Origin of the sequence: Hydrotalea sp. (assembly GCF_049968455.1) — a bacterium.
In the GTDB taxonomy this organism is placed as follows: Bacteria; Bacteroidota; Bacteroidia; order Chitinophagales; family Chitinophagaceae; genus Hydrotalea.
Window position 1 is genome coordinate 281,801 of the sequence record NZ_JBMFQT010000001.1, and the last position, 23,794, is coordinate 305,594.

At 34.1% G+C, this 23,794-nt stretch carries 17 protein-coding genes; 10 read left to right on the plus strand and 7 right to left on the minus strand.

Annotated elements, in window-relative coordinates; translation table 11 throughout:
- The first annotated feature begins 117 nt into the window (after positions 1-117).
- Positions 118-1,158 carry an endonuclease/exonuclease/phosphatase gene (locus ACP5P5_RS01265; RefSeq protein ID WP_428284307.1) on the plus strand — a complete coding sequence of 347 codons (1,041 nt, stop codon included), beginning with the start codon at positions 118-120 and terminating at the stop codon, positions 1,156-1,158.
- Here the strand turns inward: ACP5P5_RS01265 and ACP5P5_RS01270 are convergent.
- The 4 genes from ACP5P5_RS01270 to ACP5P5_RS01285 all read right to left on the minus strand — a co-directional run bounded on the left by ACP5P5_RS01270 (position 1,153) and on the right by ACP5P5_RS01285 (position 7,277).
- Entirely contained in the window at positions 1,153-3,039 is a 1,887-nt protein-coding gene (locus tag ACP5P5_RS01270) for a PAS domain S-box protein (RefSeq protein ID WP_428284308.1), read from the minus strand. The genes ACP5P5_RS01265 and ACP5P5_RS01270 overlap by 6 nt on opposite strands.
- Positions 3,040-3,176: 137 nt before the next feature.
- Complete coding sequence (locus ACP5P5_RS01275) at positions 3,177-4,142, minus strand: YitT family protein (protein ID WP_428284309.1); 966 nt, start codon at positions 4,140-4,142, stop codon at positions 3,177-3,179.
- A 107-nt stretch (positions 4,143-4,249) separates the two neighbouring features.
- A complete protein-coding gene (locus tag ACP5P5_RS01280; protein WP_428284310.1) occupies positions 4,250-6,751 on the minus strand; it encodes a M14 family metallopeptidase in 2,502 nt (833 codons plus the stop codon).
- Positions 6,752-6,872: 121 nt separating this feature from the next.
- Positions 6,873-7,277: a hypothetical protein gene (locus tag ACP5P5_RS01285; protein ID WP_428284311.1), complete on the minus strand. Its 405-nt coding sequence runs from the start codon at positions 7,275-7,277 to the stop codon at positions 6,873-6,875.
- Between the two features lie 240 nt (positions 7,278-7,517).
- Between ACP5P5_RS01285 and ACP5P5_RS01290 the strand changes: the two genes are divergently transcribed.
- A complete protein-coding gene (locus tag ACP5P5_RS01290; protein ID WP_428284312.1) occupies positions 7,518-8,468 on the plus strand; it encodes a fasciclin domain-containing protein in 951 nt (316 codons plus the stop codon).
- A gap of 275 nt (positions 8,469-8,743) precedes the next feature.
- Positions 8,744-9,475, plus strand: a complete 732-nt coding sequence (locus tag ACP5P5_RS01295; RefSeq protein ID WP_428284313.1) for a LytR/AlgR family response regulator transcription factor — start codon at positions 8,744-8,746, stop codon at positions 9,473-9,475.
- Positions 9,476-9,624: 149 nt separating this feature from the next.
- Here the strand turns inward: ACP5P5_RS01295 and ACP5P5_RS01300 are convergent, their stop codons facing one another.
- Together ACP5P5_RS01300 and ACP5P5_RS01305 are read right to left on the minus strand one after the other, a co-directional pair.
- Positions 9,625-10,782 carry a homogentisate 1,2-dioxygenase gene (locus ACP5P5_RS01300; protein WP_428284314.1) on the minus strand — a complete coding sequence of 386 codons (1,158 nt, stop codon included), beginning with the start codon at positions 10,780-10,782 and terminating at the stop codon, positions 9,625-9,627.
- Between the two features lie 216 nt (positions 10,783-10,998).
- Complete coding sequence (locus ACP5P5_RS01305; protein WP_428284315.1) at positions 10,999-11,469, minus strand: hypothetical protein; 471 nt, start codon at positions 11,467-11,469, stop codon at positions 10,999-11,001.
- Between the two features lie 205 nt (positions 11,470-11,674).
- Between ACP5P5_RS01305 and ACP5P5_RS01310 the strand changes: the two genes are divergently transcribed.
- From ACP5P5_RS01310 to ACP5P5_RS01330, 5 genes are all read left to right on the plus strand, one after another.
- Positions 11,675-12,499 (plus strand): tetratricopeptide repeat protein, encoded by an 825-nt coding sequence (locus tag ACP5P5_RS01310; protein WP_428284316.1) that lies wholly within the window; start codon positions 11,675-11,677, stop codon positions 12,497-12,499.
- Positions 12,500-12,542: 43 nt separating this feature from the next.
- Positions 12,543-13,193 carry a ribulose-phosphate 3-epimerase gene (gene rpe, locus ACP5P5_RS01315; protein ID WP_428284317.1) on the plus strand — a complete coding sequence of 217 codons (651 nt, stop codon included), beginning with the start codon at positions 12,543-12,545 and terminating at the stop codon, positions 13,191-13,193.
- Between the two features lie 19 nt (positions 13,194-13,212).
- Positions 13,213-13,689 (plus strand): DUF1003 domain-containing protein, encoded by a 477-nt coding sequence (locus tag ACP5P5_RS01320; protein ID WP_428284318.1) that lies wholly within the window; start codon positions 13,213-13,215, stop codon positions 13,687-13,689.
- Between the two features lie 13 nt (positions 13,690-13,702).
- Positions 13,703-14,374: a MarC family protein gene (locus tag ACP5P5_RS01325; RefSeq protein WP_428284319.1), complete on the plus strand. Its 672-nt coding sequence runs from the start codon at positions 13,703-13,705 to the stop codon at positions 14,372-14,374.
- A gap of 234 nt (positions 14,375-14,608) precedes the next feature.
- Positions 14,609-15,589, plus strand: a complete 981-nt coding sequence (locus tag ACP5P5_RS01330) for a PhoH family protein (RefSeq protein WP_428284320.1) — start codon at positions 14,609-14,611, stop codon at positions 15,587-15,589.
- 43 nt (positions 15,590-15,632) lie between these two features.
- Here the strand turns inward: ACP5P5_RS01330 and ACP5P5_RS01335 are convergent, their stop codons facing one another.
- Entirely contained in the window at positions 15,633-16,835 is a 1,203-nt protein-coding gene (locus tag ACP5P5_RS01335; protein ID WP_428284321.1) for a bifunctional 3,4-dihydroxy-2-butanone-4-phosphate synthase/GTP cyclohydrolase II, read from the minus strand.
- A gap of 204 nt (positions 16,836-17,039) precedes the next feature.
- Here ACP5P5_RS01335 and ACP5P5_RS01340 point away from each other — a divergent pair, with 204 nt between their 5' ends.
- Together ACP5P5_RS01340 and ACP5P5_RS01345 are read left to right on the plus strand one after the other, a co-directional pair.
- Positions 17,040-20,306 (plus strand): TonB-dependent receptor, encoded by a 3,267-nt coding sequence (locus tag ACP5P5_RS01340; protein ID WP_428284322.1) that lies wholly within the window; start codon positions 17,040-17,042, stop codon positions 20,304-20,306.
- Between the two features lie 189 nt (positions 20,307-20,495).
- Positions 20,496-23,759, plus strand: coding sequence for a TonB-dependent receptor (locus tag ACP5P5_RS01345; protein ID WP_428284323.1), 3,264 nt, complete (start codon positions 20,496-20,498; stop codon positions 23,757-23,759).
- Positions 23,760-23,794: the final 35 nt, after the last annotated feature.

The following is a 23,794-nucleotide window of genomic DNA, read 5'->3' on the forward strand; positions in this document are numbered from 1 at the left end:
ATATTTACAATCATGCCCTTTACCACACAAGTATAGCAGGATTATAAAAATAAATTTAATACAATTTTTAATTACTTTAATATCTTTTTAATATTTTTATTTTAGAACATTTTTACTATGAAAAACATTCTATTTTTTTTAGTACTTATAGCCAGCATTAGCTATGGTCAAAAAACCAATATTTATAAATCGGCAATTATTGCCTTTTATAACGTGGAAAATTTTTATGACACCATCCCAAGTAACAAATACAAGGATGAGGAATTTACGCCCTCCGGAGCTAGAAATTATAACACTACATTTTATTACTCGAAACTGAATAATATTGCTTACACAATTGCCAGAATTGGACAAGAAGCTTTTGGGAAACAAATGATGTTGCCTGCGTTGATTGGATTAGCAGAAATTGAAAATGAGTTGGTATTAAACGATTTAATTAACCACTCTTACTTACGAAGTGGTAATTATTCATTTATTCATTTTGATAGCAAAGATGTAAGAGGTATTGATGTGGCTTTGCTATATCAGCCCAATTATTTCAAAATATTACAAAGCAAGCCCCTATCCATTGTATTATCAGGAAAAAGTAAAGAAAGCAAGTATACGCGTGATATTTTATGGGTGGAAGGTTTGTTAGATGGTGAAATAGTTGATGTTTATGTGAATCATTGGCCTTCAAGATACGGGGGTACCCAACACAGTGAACCCGCCCGTTTAGAAGCCGCACAAATTTTAAAGAATCATATAGATAACATTAAAAGAATAGATTATAAAAGAAAAATATTGGTAATGGGCGATTTTAATGATAACCCAAACAATGCAAGCATTTACAATATTTTAGGAGCCAAAGAAATAAGGACTGAAAGATACAATAGCTTATACAATCCATTTTTCCCCTTGTTTAAAAATGGTAATGGAACTTTGGCCTTCCAAGATGCATGGTCGTTATTTGATCAAATCATACTCTCAACCGAATGGATAGATAAACAACAATCAAATTTCTACTTTTATAAATGCGGCATCTACAATGCTTCTTATTTATTAGAACCTACTGGGAAATACAAAGGATACCCAATGCGTACGTGGGAGGGAATGCAATTTAAAAATGGCTATAGTGATCACCTCCCAACTTATATTATTCTTTTAAAAAATTTATAATTGCGTATCCTCATTTTCAATAAGAATACTAATGTACAATTTGCAACCATTCCCGGGAGATGAATCGATGAACATCTTACCATTATTCAATAATAAGCGATTAGTTATATTTCTAAGCCCTATACCTTTTGGTTTTGCTGAGGTATCAAAGCCTTGGCCATTATCTTTTATAGTAAGATACACATACCCATTTTCTGAATTTAGCTCAATAACTGCTTCTGTAGCTTTCGAATGTTTTAAAATATTATTCATTTGTTCCTGAATAATTCTATACAAAACAAGCTTAATATTTTTACTTAAACCTTCTTCTATAAAATTATCAAACACAAATTTAAACTTTACAGACCTATTATTATTGAGTGTATTCACCACATCCTTTACCAAAAGTTGTAAACTGTCTTCTTCCAATGACGGGGCTACCAACATTTTGCTGATTTTTCTAATTTCCTGTATGGCCTTATCTAAAATATCCATGCTTTTATACATTAAATTATGACTCATGGAAGTATTTTTAATAGCCATATCTAAATATATTTTTGCACCGGCTAATAATTGATTAATGTTATCGTGCAATTCGCGACCCATTTCTTCGCGCTGTTCTTCCTGACTTTGAATAATTGCCTCGGTAATAAGTTGCTGTTCTTTAATTTGTTGGTTTTGAATTTGTTTCTCCAACTGTTTCTTTTCAGTAATATCGCTAAAGGTGCAAATAATTTGTTGAAGATTATGGCTATTATCAAATATCGGTATAGCATCAACTAAAAGCCAAACCCAGTCATGGTATAGAGGTCTGTACATGCCCATAGTACAATTATGCACAGGTTGTAATGTTTCAATAACTATAGGCACCGGGAATTCATTACCCGGCATAAAAGTGCCATCATCACGAATTATTTTCCAATCTGTATCATAAGCAGATTTACCTAATAACTGTTCGGAAGAATAACCCAATAAATTACATGCTGCTTTATTAAACATTAAAATGTTGGCATGTTCATCCATTACCAATAATCCAACCTGTAAGTCTTCAATTAAATTCTTAAACTTGGCTTCACTTTGTTGTAAGGCGTATTGGGTTTGCTTTAGTTCGGAAATATTTACAATCCCTGTTAAAAACAGTGATTCCCCATTCATTTCAACAACATCGCCAGAGGCATAGCAAGTAATAAGTTGATTGTTTGCTTTTTTAAGAGCCACTTCCATATTTCTTACTTTTCCGAACTGTTTAATAGAAGCAACATATTTTTTTTGGTCAGCTTTATCGGCTAAAAAATAAGCAACTGATTTGCCTACAATTTTATTTGAGGGCAACCCAATTAATTGCTCAACCGCACGATTAACCATTATAATTTCCTCATTTTCTGTATTGGAAAGTAAAAGGCCCACAGGTGAAGAATTAAATATTTTCTGAAGACTCTCTTCACTCTCCTTTAAACGTAAACTATTTTCCTTCTGCAGGGTAATATCCTGATGTTGTATAATTACATTTTCTAACTCTCCCTTTTCATTTAAAACCGGGTAGGCCGTATTCGAAAACCACTTTGTAACCGGTGTAGCAATAGGAATGTTTTGCGATTTTGAGGCGTTATCAATGTTAAAAAATACCTCCCATTGTTCAATTGACTTTTCAGTGTACACTTTTTTTAATAATTTATCAATACCATGCTTTTTAATTTCAGCATCTTGAAAAATATTATACTTCTTACCTTCTATATCTTTAGGTAATACACCAAATATTTCAGACAATTTTTTATTAATGCGGACACACCACCCTTCTTTATCTAGAATTTGTGTACTTACAGTTGATTGCAAGAAAATTTCTTCAAAAATATTTTTAGGGGTTTGAGCAATATTTTTAGAAAGTTTTGAATTACTAGACATGTTTTTTGAGCGCATAGAAATTTATTTGCGTATACATGAACAGTCAAAATTGCTATTTTTAAAGGTATTATACAATATCAGCTTAAGAAAGTTACATATAGGAAAGCATAAACTAAAAAACATACAAAATCAGCAATTTATACTCTTCGCTTTTTAATCATACCTCCTTTTGTATCTTTCACACTACTCATCACTACAAATGCATTGGAATCTATACGTTCAATTTCCGCATTTAGTTTATTTAGCTCAAGCCTTGTAACAACAGTATAAATAATATCCACTTCTTTAGTTTCGCCATTTTTGCCAAAGCCTCTTTTACCACTGTAAACAGTTACTCCCCTGCCCATTTTATGAATAATCATTTGACGAATAGTTTCATGATGAGGTGATATGATGGTTACCCCTATATATTCATCAATACCTTCAACTATAAAATCAAGCGTTTTAGATGCTGCCAAATAGGTTATTAAAGAATACATTGCAGCTTCAATAGACAATAAATAGGCTGCTGCAGAAAAGATAATAAGGTTAATTACTACAATAATATCACCAATAGTAGTGCGTAATTTTTTACTTAAGAAAATAGCCAAAATTTCAGTACCATCAATAACAGCACCCCCACGTACCGAAAGCCCAATTCCGGCACCAAGGAAGAATCCACCAAACACAGCTACCAACAAATGGTCATTAGTGATTACCGGAAAATTTAGTAAGGCTAAACTAATTGCCAAACCTGCAATAGCCAGCGTTGACTTAATAGCAAATACTTGATTAATTACTCGAAATGCCAATAAGATAAATGGAATATTAATAATGATGATGTATACATAAATTGGCAAATGAGTTAATGCAGCCATTAACAAAGAAATTCCGGTAACACCCCCATCGATAAACTTATTGGGCAACAAAAAACCTTTTAATCCAAAAGCAGCAGATAGAATACCACCAACCAGCAATACAACATCTTTTAAAAACCTATAAAACAATAATTTAAAAAAACGAAAACCTTTAGCTTTTTTATAATTAGAGTCCGTTTTTTCAATAACAACACTTTTCCTTCGTAAAATTTGATGATATATAAATTGCGACCAAAATGGATTCATTTTTTTATCAACAATATACAAAAAATTATTTGATTGCTGAAGATAACATTCCATTAAAAAGCCCGTTAAATAACGGGCTTTATTAGATATATATTTTTTAAAATTTATTATTGCACCATAAAAATAGCATTAGCTAACATTAACTTCCCGTTTTCCCAAAACATTCTAAATATAGGGTCATCAGCCATAAATACATAATTACCTTTTCCAAACTTAAGTGCACCAAATAGTACTCCGTTGTTCAGCTTATTTTTAATTTTACTGCCAACAAATCCGGCAACATAATTATTGCCAGCAATTGTACCAACATTCCAACCGTTATTCAATAATTCATATACATCAGTGTTCTGCTTAAGTGTATAATAAATTTTATCATAACCGTATGCAAGTGGGTGCGTATTATCTAATTGCACACTGTAAATACTTCCTGGAATAGAAAAAGATAGGTCATTTCTTTCAGACTCATTGTAAACTGGAAGTTTGCTAATATTTATTGTATCTTCTGTATTTATTTCTTTCTGCTTTAAACCAAAAATATTAGTACCAATTAAAGCTGTAGCATTTTGAATGGTAATTAATTTCCCACCTGCTGTTACAAAACTCTTTAGTTTGTCTGCAACAGATTTATCATTAAAAACTTTGTAATACCCATCGGGTACAATAATTACATTATATGCATTTAAATTCAAACGATAAATATCAATTGCATTTAATAATGTAACAGGATATTCTAAAGCCTTATCAAAATAATTCCATACTTCCCCGGCATCTGTTGCGGAGCTTTGCTCACCGGTAATTAATGCAACCTTTGGTACATTTATTACAGAAATATCAGAACTGCCAAAATCAGGGCCTTTTTGCATTAAACCTGTTGTTACCTCTACAGGTAAAATATTATATCTAACTGCTGCATTTTTAACTAGCGATACCCAATTTAAGTAATCATTGCTTGTTTTTAATACCAATAAAGTACCTACGGGATAAGTTACATTATTGTATGTTATGGGTTTAGCCGTTACCCTAACTTTTACATGATTATTGGTTAAATAAGCTAATAAACGAGCTGCGTTAAAGGATTGATAAGGAATGATATAACCATAAGTGCTTACAGCAATACTACCAGCATTTATTGTATTAGTTACCAATGGCTTTAATGTAACTTTATCATTTAAAGCATATGCATCTACCCCAAAACTATAGGGTATACTCCAAGCAGTAATATCATAGGTTGCACTATCAGACAGTTTTGAATTAGGTTCAAACAATACTCGAGCTAAGCTACTTTTGGGCTGGAACATAGATACAGCAAGTTGATATTTTTGCAACTGAACATTTTCAACAGTGTTAGTAGCATAATGAAACCCCCTTAAATTATTTACCTCTGCAACGCCATATTCGATATTATTTTTATCTAATAATTCTTTTACGGCATTTATCTTGTTAGCATCATTACTTGTGATTAAATAGGTCTTATAAATATTGTTAACAGCGTTATTATTATTATCAAAATATTTTTTAAAATTATCTATCAATTGTTGGTGTTGTTCAGCACTAACCTGAACTGTTGAAATTCCTGTGGTAAAATGGTGCAACACTCTATCGCGTAATGTTAAAGTATCACCATCATCATTAATTACACCAAGGCCGGCACGTATCCCCCCTTGTTCAAAGGTCATACCAATAGCCCCATCATAAATTGGATAAGTATCGCCATAGGAAGGATAAAACAAATCGAAACGTTCTTTGGTGAAATACAGCCAACCATTCTTATCAAAATAAGACGCATTATTTTTTCCAATTAATTGTTGAAAATCGCGTTGCCACTGAGTAATTACCTCGTGATAAGGTTCTGCTGCAGGTGCAAAATAATAAGGTTCATTAAATCCTTGTTCATGGTAATCTACATGCACTTCAGGCATCCATTGTTGGTATAGCTTTAAACGTTGTTGTGTTTCTAATTGTGTTTGCCAAGCCCAATCTCTATTCAAGTCAAAATTATAATGATTGGTTCTTCCGCCGGGCCAAGGTTCCATATGTTCACGAGATTGTATATCAACATTCATTTGTGTACCAACTACACTATTGTACCAGTTGATATATCTATCGCGACCATCAGGATTTATACAAGGATCCATAATTATTACTTCATTTTGCAACCATTTTTGCGCATCAGCATTGTCGGGTTTCACCAATGTATATAGGGTTAACATAGCTGCTTCACTTGATGCTGCTTCATTTCCATGCACATTGTAACTTAGCCAAACAATGGGTACTGCATTAGTAGTGTTTGCTGCTACACCATCTTTCAATAAACCGGTTATCCGCAAATTATTTTTCCGAATATCATCAATTCTTTGAAGGTTACTGGGCGTAGCTATGACCGCTACTAGCAGTTCACGTCCTTCATTTGTTTTTCCATAGGGCATTATTTTAACCCAATCTGGACGCTGTTTGGCAACTAATTTAAAATAATCAACTATTTGATGATGCCTTGAAAATTTACTTCCGACTGTATATCCCAAAAATTCGTCCGGGCTGGTAACTTCTTGCTGAGAAAAAGCAACTAAAGAAAATGAGATTAACAATAAAAACAATATCCATTTACGCATAACGATAGTTTAAAATAATTATTGAGGTTATCATAATTAAAACGTGAATATAACTAAACAAAAAAAGCAGTCCAAAAGAACTGCCCTTATTTATGATGAATGGAAATGATTGTAATTATTATTACATAGGTTCTGTAGTCAAGTGAATTTTAGTCATATCACTATAATGATTTTGGAGTTGATGTATATAATGTACATTGGGATGATAACGCCTATCTTCCCTATACCATAAATCAATTGCTGAAAAGTCGCCATCACCTGGAATTAACATTCTAAATGCACCTTTACTGTATTTAACGGAACCATCGGGCATTTGTTCTTTTTTAAACTTTAAATGTTGCAACTGCTCATCATTTAAAGGCAATGGATCAAGTGCATCAGGTGTATACCAAAACTCCTGCACTTCCGTAGCCACACAAACCTGTTTTTCATCATTGTTTAAATTTGTTACTTCTCCATCCCATTGTTTTCCATTATAGGTGCATTTTACATAGTCACCTATTTTAAGTTCGTGAAACGGTATCATATTGGTAAGTTTTAGAACATGAATATAAAAAAAATATGGCAATAAAACTTAGCACTTGTCTTTTTCAATTAACATTATATGCATTTTAATCACCTTCTTTTTAGTTACATCTTTTGGGTGTGTAAATGTGAAAATTTACTCAAAAAGAACAATTCAGCTATCAAAATATACAGTTCAGTAATAATTGGGTAACTGTTGTTTGATATTTATGTTATAAAAATTAAACAAAACGTTACCGTTATGAAAAATTTACTGTTGAAAAAAACTTTTACTTTGAGCTTATTGGCATCTGCCATTATATTGCTTGGAAGTGCCTGCAAGAAAAGCTCAAATAATCCGTCAACCAACCAGCAAACCATTACTACCATTGTTTCAAACAATGCAAATTTTAGTTTATTAAAGACGGCTGTATTAAAAGCGAATTTAGCAACCACATTAAATGGAACAGGTCCCTTTACTGTTTTTGCTCCTAGCGATACTGCATTTGCTGGAAGTGGAATTACTGCTTCCGTCATTAATTCATTAACCGCTAGCCAGCTAAACACGCTATTATTATATCACACAATTCCTGCCAACATACCTGCAGCCAATGTACCTGCGGGACCTAACGCTAAAGTAATTACAGCTAGCGGCGATTCTGTTTTTGTTACTAAAAACGCAAATGGTGTTTTTATTAATGGTATTCCGGTAACACAAGCTGATATAATGGCTAGCAATGGTGTAATTCATGCAATAGCTAGGGTATTAATTCCACCTGTTGGTAATATAGTACAAGTTGCACAAAGTGATACAAGTTTTAGTTATTTAGTAGCAGCTGTTCTTAGAGCTAGTCAGGGCTCAGTAAATGTAGCCGCAGTGCTTTCAGGACCCGGTCCTTTTACTGTATTTGCACCTACCAATGCAGCATTCCGTGCAGCAGGTTTTGCTACTGTGAATGATATAAATAATGCAGATCCGGCTACTTTAACTTCTATTTTAACTTACCATGTTATTGGTGCTCGGGTATTTTCTTCTGATTTAACTCAAGGAGCTCAACCCACCACTTTAAATTCGGAAAAACTAACAATTTCATTAACGGGTGGTGCAACAGTTAAGGGTAATGGTAACACTGTTGCATCTAATATTATAGCAACAAACATAATGGCTACCAATGGTGTAGTGCATGTAATTGATCGTGTATTACTACCTTAAAGCGTAAATATTTTATCTGACTTATAATAGCCTTTCGCAATATAAATAATGTGAAAGGCTATTTTATTTTATATATTACATTACAAATGTTCAAACATTAAATTACGAATGAAATGAATACAATTATGCAGTAGCATTTTATAAAATAAACAATATAAAAGAATGACTGTTATATTCTATTTTAATATCATTTGCTAATTAGAAAGAAAATTCCAAATTCACCTTTAGTATTTAGCAAAATTGCTTCATTAATATGTTTAACTAATTTATTTGCTATGCAAGTACTAATAATGGAAAAAGATATTTCAAGCGCCAAACGTTTAAAACAACTACTGAATCATGGACATCCCAATATAGTAGTTGAATTATTAGTTTGTGACATAAATGAAGCTACTCATTGGTTTGAAACACATGAATTACCGGATGCGGTTTTTATGAATGTAGAATTGCAAGAGGGAACGGCATTTGAACTATTAAATAAGCAAAATATAAAATGCCCCATTATTTTCATGGGAACGCAAGCTGCCTATTCATTGGATATATTCAATTACTTTAGCATACATTATTTACTAAAACCTATTACCAAAAAACATTTAAAAATTGCATTAGATAAACTACAACTGATTAAACAATTGAAAGAAAATTCCGAACAAAATAAGAATGGATATATGAATCAATTTTGGGGAAGAGTGGGTTCAAAACAATTTTTAATACCCATCAGTGACATTTCATTTTTTAAATCGGAGAATAAATTAGTAAATCTTTTTAGCCATTCAGGACAAAAATTTTTGATCAATTATAATTTGGATGAACTTGAAACGCAACTGAATCCTGCAGAATTTTTCAGAATTAATCGTAATTATATTATACACCAAAAAAGTATCAACTATATTAAACCGTTCATTAATCAACGTTTAAAAGCTTTTCTAAAATTTGGGGAACAGTTAGAAGAAGCCATTGTAAGCAGACCTAAAGCCATAAAATTTAAGGGTTGGGCAACGATATAAGCTTAGCTGAAAAGTATTGATTAAATTAATTGAATGGCTTACAATTTGAGCAAATAAATAATTTATTTAGTAAATAAAAGCTGTTAACGGATATACATAACAGCTTTTATTTTTAGCAATAATATGTTTCTCAAAAAATAGAACATTTTTTACTCTGCCCAGCTCATAGTATAATCCTTATTTTCAATTTCTAAGACTGTTTTTGTTAATTGTAAAGGATGGAATGTATCAACCATTACCGCTACTTCTTGTGTTTCTTTTTTACCTATACTTTTTTCAACCGCACCCGGATGAGGGCCGTGTGGAATACCCGCAGGATGCAAAGTAATCATTCCTCTAGTCACACTTTTTCTACTCATAAAATCGCCATCAACATAATATAACACCTCATCACTATCAATATTACTATGATTATATGGTGCAGGAATAGCTAATGGATGATAATCGTATAAACGAGGAACAAAACTACAAACAACAAAATTGTTAGCCTCGAAAGTTAAATGCACCGGAGGGGGTTGGTGTACACGGCCGGTAATGGGTTCAAAATCGTGAATACTTAAAATGTAAGGATAAGAGCAACCATCCCATCCAACTACATCAAATGGATGATTGGCATAATGAATGCCATAAAGCATTCCACGTTTTTTTGTTTCAATCAAAAAATCACCTTTCGAATTTATGGGTTCCTTAAATTCCGGCAATTTCAAATCGCGCTCTGTATAAGGTGAGTGCTCTAATAATTGTCCTTTTTTACTAACGTATTTTTTAGGGAAACATATGGGGCTATACGACTCAACAATAAACAATCGATTCTGAGTACTTTGAAAACTAATTTGGTAAATAGTGCCACGAGGAATAACGATATAATCACCATATTGAAAGTATAAATCGCCATATTGAGAATGCAATATACCATTGCCTTCATGAATGAATAAAAGTTCATCAGCATCAGCATTTTTATAAAAATATTCCTCCATGCTTTTCTCAGGAGCGGCAACAATGATTGAACAATCATTATTCACCAATAAGGGATTTCTACTTTTTAAATAATCTGCTTCGGACTTTACCTTAAATGTTTCAAAACAGCGATGCATCAGCATTTTTTCTTCCGCTATTTCAGGCATGAAGTTAATGGGTTCATCTACTTTAATGATTTGTGTAGGTGGATGGTAATGGTACATTAAAGTATAATCACTACTAAAACCTTCAGTAGAAAATAGTTGCTCGGCATATAATGAACCATTGGTTTGCCGAAATTGGGTATGACGTTTGGGAGGAATACTACCTCTTTGAATATAATAAGGCATACAAATAAAATTTGAAAAATAAAAAATAGCATTACAATTTAGTTGGAAGCATAAATTCCTGAAAGCTCCAACATAGTAAGCAAAAAAACATATTTCCACTTTCGCTTATCTATCCAATAAATAAAGTTTCTAAAATAGGGCATAACAATTGGCTTCCTTCAAAGATAAAAAAAAGAGGCGAAAGCCTCTTTTACAAAAAATGAAAATTTTTAATTCTTATAGCCCACGGAAAAGTGGTAAATCGCCAAATCTTCCAGGCCAAGGAATTGAGGCCATTATGATGACAATGGCAAAAATATAGAACACCAAAAGCTTCTTGTTTTTTCTAGCCGGTTCCATATCTTTTTTAGCAATACCCCTTGTAATTGTAATTAAAATAATGGCTATAATCATTCCTGTAATATGCTCCACTGCCCAAAAACGGTAAACAGAATTTTTCATTACTGATGCTACCCCCATTGTTCTGAAAAAAACAAATCCTTTTGGACCAAAAAAATACTGATACAACCCAATTAGTAAAGTAATATGCGCAGCAATCATTAACCATAAATTCATTTTTTTAGCCACATTACTTAATGGGCGCTGCATTTTTGAAAGGCTATTAAAAATACCGACCAATAGCAAAATCAAAATTATCCAACGTAACCAACTATGAATAAATAGCAATAAGGAGTTAAGGGTATCCATGTTTTTTAATTTTAAAGCACCGAAGATAGAACTTTCAGTTACAAAACATTACATCATTGCAAATTAAATATGAAGTAAGGTTGAAAGGCAAACAGAACGTTTATTTTTAATTTTTTTTGGCATATAGCCCATTACTTTTGCAAGTATAAGGAATTAAATGATTCAATAAAAGCATAAAATATCTGTAATCAGTAATTTAATAGCTATGCAACCAATAAAATACCTAATCTTAATTTTTTTTCTTTTTTGGGTAATGGCCTGCCATCAAGCTAAAACTGATAAACAATTCAATAATACCATTTCAAACAATTCAACCCTTATTAATCCATACATTACTAAGCTTCAACAAGTAGTGAATACCCATCCCGACAGCACTGCATTACGAATGAAATTATTGGATGCGTTAGACAGTTTAAATATGTTTAAACCTGCTATTGCCGAACTAGATTCACTTATCATGAATGATAAGTTTAACTATGAATTATGGTATAGAAAAGGACATTTGCTGGAAAATGCCGAAGATACTGCTGCTGCCATTGATGCTTATAAGCATGCGATAGAAATATACCCTGATGCCAATGCACTACTATCATTGGCCAATTTATATGCTGAACAAAAAAATGTAAAGGCAATTGAATTATGCAACCAGGTATTCGATTTAAAACTTGGTAGAGAAGTTGATGCGAATTGTAGCTTTATTGAAGGTGTTTATTATGCCAGAACCGGACAAACGGAAAAAGCATTAGGCATGTTTAACCAAAGCATAAATTTAAATTTTACTTTAATGGAAGCTTATATGGAAAAAGGGTTTATTTATTTTGATAGAAAAGATTATATTCAAGCTTTACAAATATTTCAACTTGCATCGAAGGTGAATAATACATATGCAGATGCATATTATTGGCAAGCCAAGTGTTATGAAGTTATGCAAAATAAAAATGAAGCCATTAAAAACTATCAAACTTCACTTACCTTAGACCCAACCCTGCATGAAGCAGTATCTGCAATAAACCGATTGCAAAATCAGTAAATTTGCTTTTTACCATTTCATAAAATTGAAAAATAAAAATTTTATGCCCATCATTGCACCATCCATCTTAGCTGCGAATTTTTTAGACTTAAAAAATGAATGTCAGCGATTGAATTCAAGCGAGGCTGATTGGTTTCATTTAGATGTAATGGATGGACGATTTGTGCCAAATATTAGTTTTGGCATTCCGGTTGTTGAAGCTATAAGAAAAGCCACCACAAAAACATTAGATGTTCATTTAATGATTGTTGAACCCGAAAATTACGTGGAAGCCTTTAAAAAAGCCGGGGCAGATAGCATTACAGTTCATGTTGAAGCTTGCCCACATTTACACAGAAATATTCAACAAATAAAAAATTTAGGAATAAAAGTTGGGGTGGCATTAAATCCACATACACCCATTTGCATGATAGAAAATGTGCTGACAGATATTGACATGGTTTTAATAATGAGTGTAAATCCGGGTTTTGGCGGTCAAACATTCATTGCTCATTCTCTTATTAAAATAAAAGAATTGAAGCAAAAAATTAATAAAATTGCACCACATGTATTAATTGAGGTTGATGGAGGCATCTCTATTGAGAATGCTTCAGCAGTAATTCACAGTGGAGCTGATGTTTTAGTTGCAGGCAGTTCGGTATTTCATTCAACATCCCCTGAAGAAACCATTCATCAACTAAAAAAAATTAAATAATCAGAACCCATTTTGCATTATGAATACTATTAATAAAATAGTTAACGAGAATAATACGTTCTCGTCTGATAGCCCTGTAGTAAATGTAAACACGACATACAAGCAACAACTTACTCCGCTTAATAAATTAGCATTATGGATTACTTTAAAAGTGGGTAGTATGCGATTTTTCATATTAATATTGAGCTGGTCTGCTTTATGGTTATTATGGAATACATTAGGCCCGAAGGCTTTACGATTTGATCCCTATCCTGCCTTTGTACTTTGGCTATTCATCTCTAATTTAATTCAAATTTTATTAATGCCTTTAATTATGGTTGGGCAGAACTTACAAGGCATACACGCAGAAATAAGAGCTGAAACCGATTTTAGAATTAACCAAAAATCAGAAATGGAAATTGAAACCATTTTATTACACTTAGAAAGACAAAATGAATTAATATTAGAAATATTAAAAAAGCTAGATTCCCAAAATCAATCATCCAATAACACATAATCCCTTAAAATAAATGAATATCATTTTTAATATTTTAAATCTTTCGTTCATAGGATTTGTTGCACTATTTCCGCCTGTAAACCCAATTGGCACTGCTTTAATAATGGATCCTTTGCTTGCACATTTAACAAGTAGTCAAAGAATAATTGCAGCCAAAAAAATTGCTATATACAGTTTTATGATATGTGCAGTAGCGACCATTTTAGGCAGTTGGATATTTAAACTGTTTGGCATTTCAATACCGGTGGTACAAATAGCGGGTGGTATTTTAATTTGCAAAATGGGCTGGCAATTATTATCATCAAATAATGATGTTAAGCCTACCGAAGAAACCAAAAGCCCTGATACAGATACTGATATGGACAGTGTTAATAAAATTTTATTTTATCCATTATCTTTCCCAATGACAACCGGCGCAGGCACTATTTCAGTTCTGTTGACTTTAAGTGCGCATGGTAATGCCAAAAAAATATCTGCTTATTTCATCAATTTAGGAGCTTTAATTTTTGCGGTTTTGCTAATGGCCATTCTTATATTTTTAAGCTACGCTTATACACCAATACTCATTAAAAAATTAGGTGAAAAGGGAGGACAAATTGTAAATCGCTTAAGTGCATTTTTGGTTTTTTGTGTTGGCTTACAAATTGCTACTTCAGGAATTATGCATTTAATTCATCCGGAATAATAGAGCAATAATTAATTGTTACGAAACCCATGTTGTTAACAAAATAATAATGATTAACTGCAATTTTAATCTTTAAATTACAACAAGCTTTTTAAGGTGTGTGTTACTCTTTTATAAAAATTCTTTCCACACATGTGCATAAACAAGTTTGTAATTAAATGAATAAAAAAATTAAATTTGAAAGAAGCGGTTATCTATTACTAACCTTATTTGTTAACCCAAAATCCATATACATTGACAGATACAATTATTAGCCTAAACAACGTTAACCCCATTGAGTTTTTTGGTGTAAACAATGGCAAATTTGATTTACTGAAAAAAAAATTTCCATTATTAAAAATTTTGTCTAGGGGTACACAAATTAAAATAAGTGGAGCACCGGAACAAATTGATGCAGCCAAAGAAAAAATTGAACTTATACTGCAGTATTTAGAGCGAAATGGCCATTTAAGTGAAAACTACTTTGAACAAATACTGGGGGGTGATGATGCTGAAACTGTAGATCATTTTATTGATAGAAACCCCAACGACATTTTGGTGTTTGGACCCAATGGTAAAACCGTTCGTGCCCGAACTGCAAACCAGAAAAAAATGGTACAAGCCATTGATAAAAATGACATAGTTTTTGCCATTGGCCCCGCTGGTACCGGTAAAACTTACACAGCAGTAGCATTAGCTGTGCGTGCTTTAAAAAACAAAGTAGTTAAAAAAATTATTCTGACACGACCGGCTGTTGAAGCCGGTGAAAGTTTGGGGTTTTTACCCGGTGATTTGAAGGAAAAAATTGATCCTTATTTAAGACCACTTTATGATGCATTAGATGATATGATACCTGCAGACAAATTGGGTTATTATATGACTACGCGTACTATAGAAATTGCGCCATTGGCTTACATGCGTGGTAGAACCTTAGATAATGCATTTATTATTCTAGATGAAGCACAAAACACCAATGATTTACAATTAAAAATGTTTTTAACCCGCATTGGTGCCAATGCGAAAGCTATTATAACCGGCGATCCTACTCAAATTGATTTGCCGCGAAATCAACGAAGTGGTTTACATAAAGCAACACGTATTTTACAAAAGATTGATGGTATTGAACATGTTGAATTATCTGAAGAAGACGTAGTAAGGCATAGGCTGGTAAAAGCCATTATAAAAGCTTATGAAAAAGAATATGAACGGGAAGAAGCTTACTTAAAAGATAGATAAAGTTAAAAGCGGTAATCGTTAAAAGATTACCGCTTTTTTATGTTTATTTCTTTAAAATTTCATGCCCCATTTTATCACGTTTTGTTTGCAGGTACTTTTCGTTAAAAGGATTAGGTGGAATTTCAATAGGTACAACTTCTATAATTTCTAAGCCATAACCTTTTAAAGCGGCTCTTTTTTTAGGATTGTTACTCATTAAACGCAGTTTAGTTACATTTAATGCTCTAAGAATTTGTGCGCCAACTCCATAATCACGTTCATCCATGCCAAAACCTAAATGCAAGTTTGCTTCAACAGTGTCCATTCCCTCTTCCTGCAATTTATAGGCTTTTAGTTTATTCATTAATCCAATACCACGTCCTTCCTGGTTCATGTATAAAATTACTCCCTTACCTTCGGCCTGAACCATTTGCATGGCTTTGTGTAATTGTTCCCCACAATCACAACGAAAACTTCCTAAAATATCACCGGTGAAGCAACTGCTATGAACACGGGTTAAAACAGGGTCGCCGGTTTGCCAATCTCCTTTAATCAGTGCTAAATGTTCCCCACCGGTAAGTTTTTCTTTAAAAGCAACCAGTTTAAAATAGCCATATTTAGTAGGCATTTCAACCCTTGTAACTTCTTCAATTAATGAATCTAGTTGTAAGCGGTATTCAATTAAGTCTTTAATAGAAATTATTTTTAAATTAAATTTTTTGGCAATTTCAAGTAATTGAGGTAATCGCGCCATGCTTCCATCTTCATTCATAATTTCTACTAAAACTCCGGCTTCCTCAAAACCTGCTAAACGAGCCAAATCTACCGTAGCTTCAGTGTGGCCGGTTCTGCGTAGAACCCCACCTTTTTTGGCGCGCAATGGAAAAATATGACCGGGACGACCTAAATCTTCAGGCTTTGTATTTGGATCGATTAAAGCTTGTACAGTTTTTGCCCGATCATGAGCACTTATACCTGTGGTACAACCATGTCCTAATAGATCAACACTAACTGTAAAAGGAGTTTCGTGTAAAGCCGTGTTTTGGTTCACCATTAAATCTAACTGCAACTTTTGAGCTAAAGCCTCTGAAATGGGCGCACAAATTAAACCTCTCCCCTCCTTAGTCATGAAATTAATAATTTCGGGCGTTACATTACGAGCAGCAGTAATAAAATCACCTTCATTCTCACGGTCTTCATCATCAACAACAATCACTAATTGGCCATTTTTAATGGCTTCAATACCTTCTTGAATAGAATTCAACATAAATGATAATTAACTACAAAAGTACAGCTAAGCTAGCGTTTTTGTTTAAAAAATATGTGTATGCTTATTGGCTAAGTGCGTTTAAAAAAAGGGCGATTTTCCCTTAAAATCGGTAAACGTTTATAAAAAGCAACGATTTGTTAATATTTTAATGTTGCTGAACCTAAATAATTCATTTTATTTGCCTCTGAAAAATTTAACATTATGCTTAGTAAAAAACTACTGCGAGTCCTTGTATTGCTATTACTATGCTTACCGGTAACTCTATTTGCCCAGGTAACCACCAGTAGCATTAAAGGCTTTGTAAAAATGCAAGACGGAAAACCTTTAGAAGGTGTTTCAATTACTGCAACCCACATTCCTTCGGGAACCGTGTACACAACAGTATCGCGTAAAAGCGGTGAATACACTTTACCAAATGTAAGAATTGGCGGTCCCTACAAAATTGAGTTTAAATATGTAGGATTAAGACCTGAAGTAGTAGATGACTTTTACCTGAATTTGGGTGAACCCTACATTGCCAATGTTACCATGCAAGATGCAACAAACAACTTGAGCGAAGTAGTGGTATCATCACAAGCACGGAAAATTAACACAGACCGCACCGGTGCTTCTACTCAAATTTCTCAAAGGCAGTTATCAACTTTACCAACTATTAGCAGAAGTATTACTGACTTTACCCGTATTACCCCTCAGGCTAACGGTAACAGCTTTGCTGGTCGCGATGGTAGGTATAACAATGTGGTGGTTGATGGTGCCAACCTAAATAACAACTTTGGTTTAAGCTCTGACCCTTTACCAGGTGGTGGTAGCCAGCCTATTTCATTAGATGCAATTGAAGAAGTTTCAGTAAATATTGCTCCATATGATGTTCGCCAATCAGGCTTTACAGGTGCAGGTATTTTTGCTGTAACCAAAAGTGGTACCAACACTTTCCATGGCTCTGCTTATACATTGTATCGCAATCAAGATTATAATGGTAAAAAAGTAGGTTCGGTTACATTAACAAACCCCGCACCTTCTACCAAAAAAATATACGGTTTTACCTTAGGTGGACCAATTATCAAAAACAAATTATTCTTCTTTGCTAACTATGAGCATGAAGAAAATACTTCACCGGGTATTACCTATTCACCAACAGGAGGAAGTGGTATTGGTAACGTTTCACAAACGCCTATTGATTCTTTAAAGAAATTTTCAGACTTCCTGAAAAACACTTACAATTATGATCCGGGGGCTTATGATAACTTCCCCAACTTTGTTGCAGCCAACCACAAATTATTATTGAAGGTTGACTGGAACATTAATAAAGTGCACAAATTGAGTGTAAAATACAATGAGTTGGTGGGTACTGACATGAACCCATTAAACGGTAGTAGTATACCTAATGCTGCTCCTTTCTCAGTAATAGGTAGCAGTAGCCAAGTAAGCCGTTTACCTAACAACCGCTTTAGCTTACGCTCTATGGCATTTAGCAATTCTAACTATGGCTTTAACCACTTAGTAAGATCAGGTGCTATAGAATTGAATTCAAGTTTCAGCAGTCGCTTCTCAAATCAGTTTATTGCTACCATTACCAAAGTGCGTGATACCAGAACCATTCCAGGTGGACAAGTTTTCCCAACTATTGATATTTTCAATAATAATGGTCAAAACTATATGTCTGCCGGAAATGACCCTTTTACTCGTAATAATGATGTTATCAATGACATTTACAATGCCACTGACAACTTTACTTATTATGCAGGTAAGCATACCTTAACTTTCGGAGCTACTTATGAATATCAACGCGTAGGTAATATGTTTATGCCGGGTGCATCAAGTTACTATGCTTATAATTCATTAAGTGACTTTATGAATAATCGTGCACCGGTATTCTTCTCCTATACCTTCTCTTTGGTACCTGGCACACCAGCTCCTTATTCAGCCGATTTAAAAATTGGACAGTTGGGTATTTATGCACAGGATGAGTTTAACGTTAATGACAAGTTGAAGATTACCTATGGTTTGAGAATTGATAAGCCAGTTTATCCTCAGCAACCATTAGAAAATCCAAACATCACGGCACTAACCTTCCCTGACAAAAATGGTAATCCTACTCATTATAGCACCGGACAATGGCCTAAAAGCACATTATATTTTTCACCTCGTGTAGGTTTCCGTTATAAAATTGATGAAGAGAATTTAGTATTCCGTGGTGGTACCGGTTTATTTACAGGAAGAATACCTTTTGTATTCTTAACGAATATGCCATCTAACAGCTTCATGTATCAAAGCGGACAAGCAGTAAACAATGCTGCTCAATTGCAAAATTTCTTATTCAATCCGAACCCTGATGCATATTTAAGCAAATTCAACCCTACTCCGGGTGCTTTACCCAACAATGCTAATATTGTGTTGATTGATCCGAACTTTAAGTTCCCACAGGTTTGGCGTACTAACTTAGCATTTGATAAGAAATTAGGTAAAGGCTGGTTAATTACTACTGAATTCTTATACACAAAAGATGTTAATGCAGTGGTAATGCGCAATGCCAACTTAAAAAATCCTGATGGCACCATTAATGGAATTGATTACAGAGGAAGATTTTCTTCTTTAGCTGCCAGATATGTATACAGCAATATAAATACAGCAATTGTATTAGAAAATACAACATTAGGCTCAAGTGGTTCTGCAACTTTCCAAATTCAAAAATCTGCTGCTAAAGGATTCTACGGTTCATTTGCATACACAGCTAGCTTTGCTTCTGAAGTAAGTGCTAATCCTGGTTCACAAGCTACTTCAGTTTGGAATAGTAACGCAACCACCGGAACACCTAACACCGTTCAATTGGCTACATCCTCATACGTAACCCCACATCGCTTTATTGGTACTCTTTCTTATCGTTGGGAGTATTTAAACCATATGGCAACTACCATCAGTATTTTTGGTCAGTTAGCTAAGCAAAACAATTATAGCTATGTATACCAAGGTGATATTAATAATGATGGTTTAAGTGGAATTGATTTGATGTACATACCCAAAGATCCATCACAAGTTATATTTGTGCAAAACGGTTCATTTACTCCGGCACAACAAGCTGCTGCATTCCAGCAGTTTATTCAAAACACACCTTATTTGAGAAACAATAAGGGAAAAGATGCTGAAAGAAATGCTGCTTATTTGCCTTGGTTAAGCACTTTTGATGTTAGAATTTTACAGGATTTTTATGCTAAAGTAGGTAATAGAAAACATACCCTACAACTTTCTGTAGACATTTTAAATGCCGGTAATTTGGTTAATAAAATGTGGGGTGTTCGTCAACAAACCACAACTACACAACCATTAATTTTTAATAATTTAGATAGCCAAGGGCGTCCAACATTTAAGATGCAAACCTTAAATGGTCAATTATTGACTAAGCCTTGGCAGAATACACTAACTACCTCAAGTACTTGGGGTATGCAGTTAGGTTTAAAATACTTCTTTTAAACTTTAGCTTAATAGCAATTAAATTTTAATAAAGAAGCCCCGAAAATTTCGGGGCTTCTGCTTTTTAACCGCACATTTGCTTTTTGTTAATAAAACGGTAACATGGACATAAAGCTATGTTAAAAGTTAACCTACAATTTTGCAACCGAAATTAAAAACTCAAATCACATGTTAAGAAAACTGCTAATTATGTTAGCCCTATTTATTGGGGCCATTAGTTATGCAACAGCACAAGAAACTACTTCCGACATACAAGGAAGGGTAATGGATGGGAATACCCCCATAGAAGGTGCTGTTGTTACTGCTATTCACTTACCCACCGGTACGAAGTACGTAACCACAACTCGTAAAGATGGTCGATACAACTTGGCCAACATGAAAATTGGTGGCCCATACCAAATTACCGTTACTTTTTTGGGTTATAGAACAGAACAACAAGACAACGTATTCTTATTATTAGGACAGGAATTTAAAGCCGATTTTGGTTTAACACCCGCTGCCAATGAGCTTAAAACTGTTGAAGTAAAAGGTTTAAGACAAGATAAAGTGTTTAATACTGGGCATACAGGAAGCCAAGAAATTGTTAGCCGTGCTCAAATAGAACGCTTACCTACCATTAACCGTAGCTTACAGGATTTCACACGTCTTACTCCTTCCGCAAATGGATTGAGCTTTGGAGGTATGAATAGTTCTTATAATAACATTACTGTTGATGGAGCTAATTTTAATAACGCTTTCGGTTTATCTTCAACTTTAGGAGGACAAACTAGCTCTCAGCCTATTAGCTTAGATGCCATTGAGCAGATTCAAGTGAATATTTCTCCTTATGACGTTCGTCAAGGTAGTTTTGCCGGTGCCGGTGTAAATACGGTAACCCGCAGTGGTACCAACCAAGTAAAAGGATCTGTTTATACCTACATACGTACTCCCGGATTGCAAGGATACAATGTAAGAACGAACACTGTACCACGCCCAAGCTATACTTATAACTTACGTGGTGCTTCAATTGGTGCACCCATCATTGAAAACAAATTATTCATATTTGTTAGTGCAGAATCAGAAAGAATTAGCCAACCTGCTACTACTTATGTAGCTGCAAAACCCGGACAAGCATCAGTTCCTGGTGTTGTTTCACAAGCCGTAGCTGACACTTTAGATGCTCTGAAAAACTTTTTAATTCAGAAATATGGATACAACCCTGGCAACTATCAAAACTACAATTACAACACTTATAGCGATAAATTAACTGCTCGCTTAGACTGGAACATAGGCAAAAACAGCACTTTCACTTTAAAATACAACTACTTAAAGTCTTATCGTGATATTGCTGCAAGTAATAGCGGTGCTCCAAATGGTAACCGTCAGCCTAGCTTAACCGGCTTACCTTTCAGTGGTAGTGGTTACAGAATTAACAACAACTTTAATATTGTTATTGCTGAATTAAACACTCGCTTTAGCAATAGAGTTTCAAACAAATTGCAAGTAGGTTACACAGCTTTAAGAGATTATAGATCTAGCCTTTCCGGTGCTGATTTCCCAATGGTTGACATTATGAATGGTTTAGGACAAAGCTATACTGCTTTTGGTTATGAGCCCTTCACTTACAACAATAAATTGAATACCAATGTATTTCAATTTTCCGATATCTTAACAGTATATAAAGGCAACCATGAAATTACTTTAGGTACACAGAATTACATAAAAAGATTTGTAAACGGTTTTGCACCTAACTATGCTGGAGATTATCAATTCAATACGTTAACTGATTTTTATAACAGTGCCATTAATGGAGCTCCGACTGCAAGAAACTATACCTTACAGTATGCTTTAACGCCCGATGGTTCATTTCCCTATGCTAAAGTTGGTGCAAATGAATTAGGCGTTTTTGCACAGGATAAATGGAGAATGAAGGATAACTTCACGCTTACTTATGGTTTACGTTTAGATGCACCTATCTTCACCAATAGTTTTACTGCTAACCCTTATGCTTCTCAATTGCAGTTTAGAGATGGAAAAACTTATGATGTAGGACATAAACCAAATACTCAAGTATTAGTTTCTCCAAGAATTGGCTTTAACTGGGATCCTAATCATAACCACCAAACACAAGTTCGTGGCGGTTTTGGTTTATTTGCCGGTCCTCCACCATTTGTATGGATTAGCAACCAAGCTAGTAATAATGGCGTGCAGTTTGGGTCATTTTTCCAAGCAAAAACTAACCCTGCAACAGGTCAACCTTGGGTATTTAGTCCCAATATCAATACCTACAGACCGGCTGCCACCTCTCCCAACACTTCTTACAACTTAGTATTTACTGACCCACACTTTAAATACCCACAAGTAATGAAGTTAAGTAGTGCCGTAGACCAGAAATTACCTGGTAATATTGTAGCTACTATCGAATTAACCTATTCAAAAGACGTTAATGGAGTATATTTCCAAAACGTAAACCTTCCTTCAACAGGAACTCCATTAGTAGGACCTGATAATCGTTTACGTTACTCTTCACCCAAAATTTGGTCTGGTGCCGGTGGAGCAAGTGTAACTAACCCTAATATTAGTAGTGCTATTTTGATGGCTAATACCAATAAAGGATATGCTTACACAGCAACTATTCAGTTCCAACGCTCAGTTAAAAATTTAACTACAAGCATTGCTTACACTTATAGCCAAGCTAAAAATGTGAATGATGGTGGTTCAATTGCACAAAGTATGTGGAGAGACAGACCTACACATGGCGACTTAAACTCTGATGAATTAGGTTATGCAGGTTACTATCAACCTCACCGCGTTATCGGTTATGCACAATACCGCTTTGAGTATGGTAAACATTATGCAACTTCAATAGGTTTTGTATTTGAGGCTGCAACTGCAGGTGTTGGTTCGTATACCTACCAAGGAGATTTAGTAAACGCCGCTACCGGAGGTAACAGTTCATTAATTTATATCCCTAAAACTCAATCAGACATAGTTTTAGTACCAGTAAATACAGGTGGCGGTGGAGCTATAACTGATACCCGTACTCCTGATATTATTTGGAATCAATTGAATAACTTCATTCAACAAGACCCATATTTAAGTAAGCACAGAGGTCAATATGCTGAAAGAAATGCAGTTGTTTTACCATGGTACAAACATTTAGATATGAATGTTACACAAGACTTTTCTATTAAAGCAGGAAAAAATCGTCATACACTTCGTTTAACATTCGATTTAATTAACGTGGGCAACTTCTTAAATCCAAATTGGGGTATTGCAAAAACCTTCAACAACACATCTTTCTTGAAGTTTGAAGGTATAGCACAATCTGGTGTAAATGCAGGTAAACCCATGTTCTCATTCTTGTATCAAGATCCTAAAAACCAAATTCCATTGGTTAATAGTTTCCAAGATAACACCAGCATTTTCTCTCGCTGGCAAGGACAAATTGGAGTACGTTACTTGTTCAACTAAAACAATAGTTTAAAACGTAAATAAAAAAGCTGGAA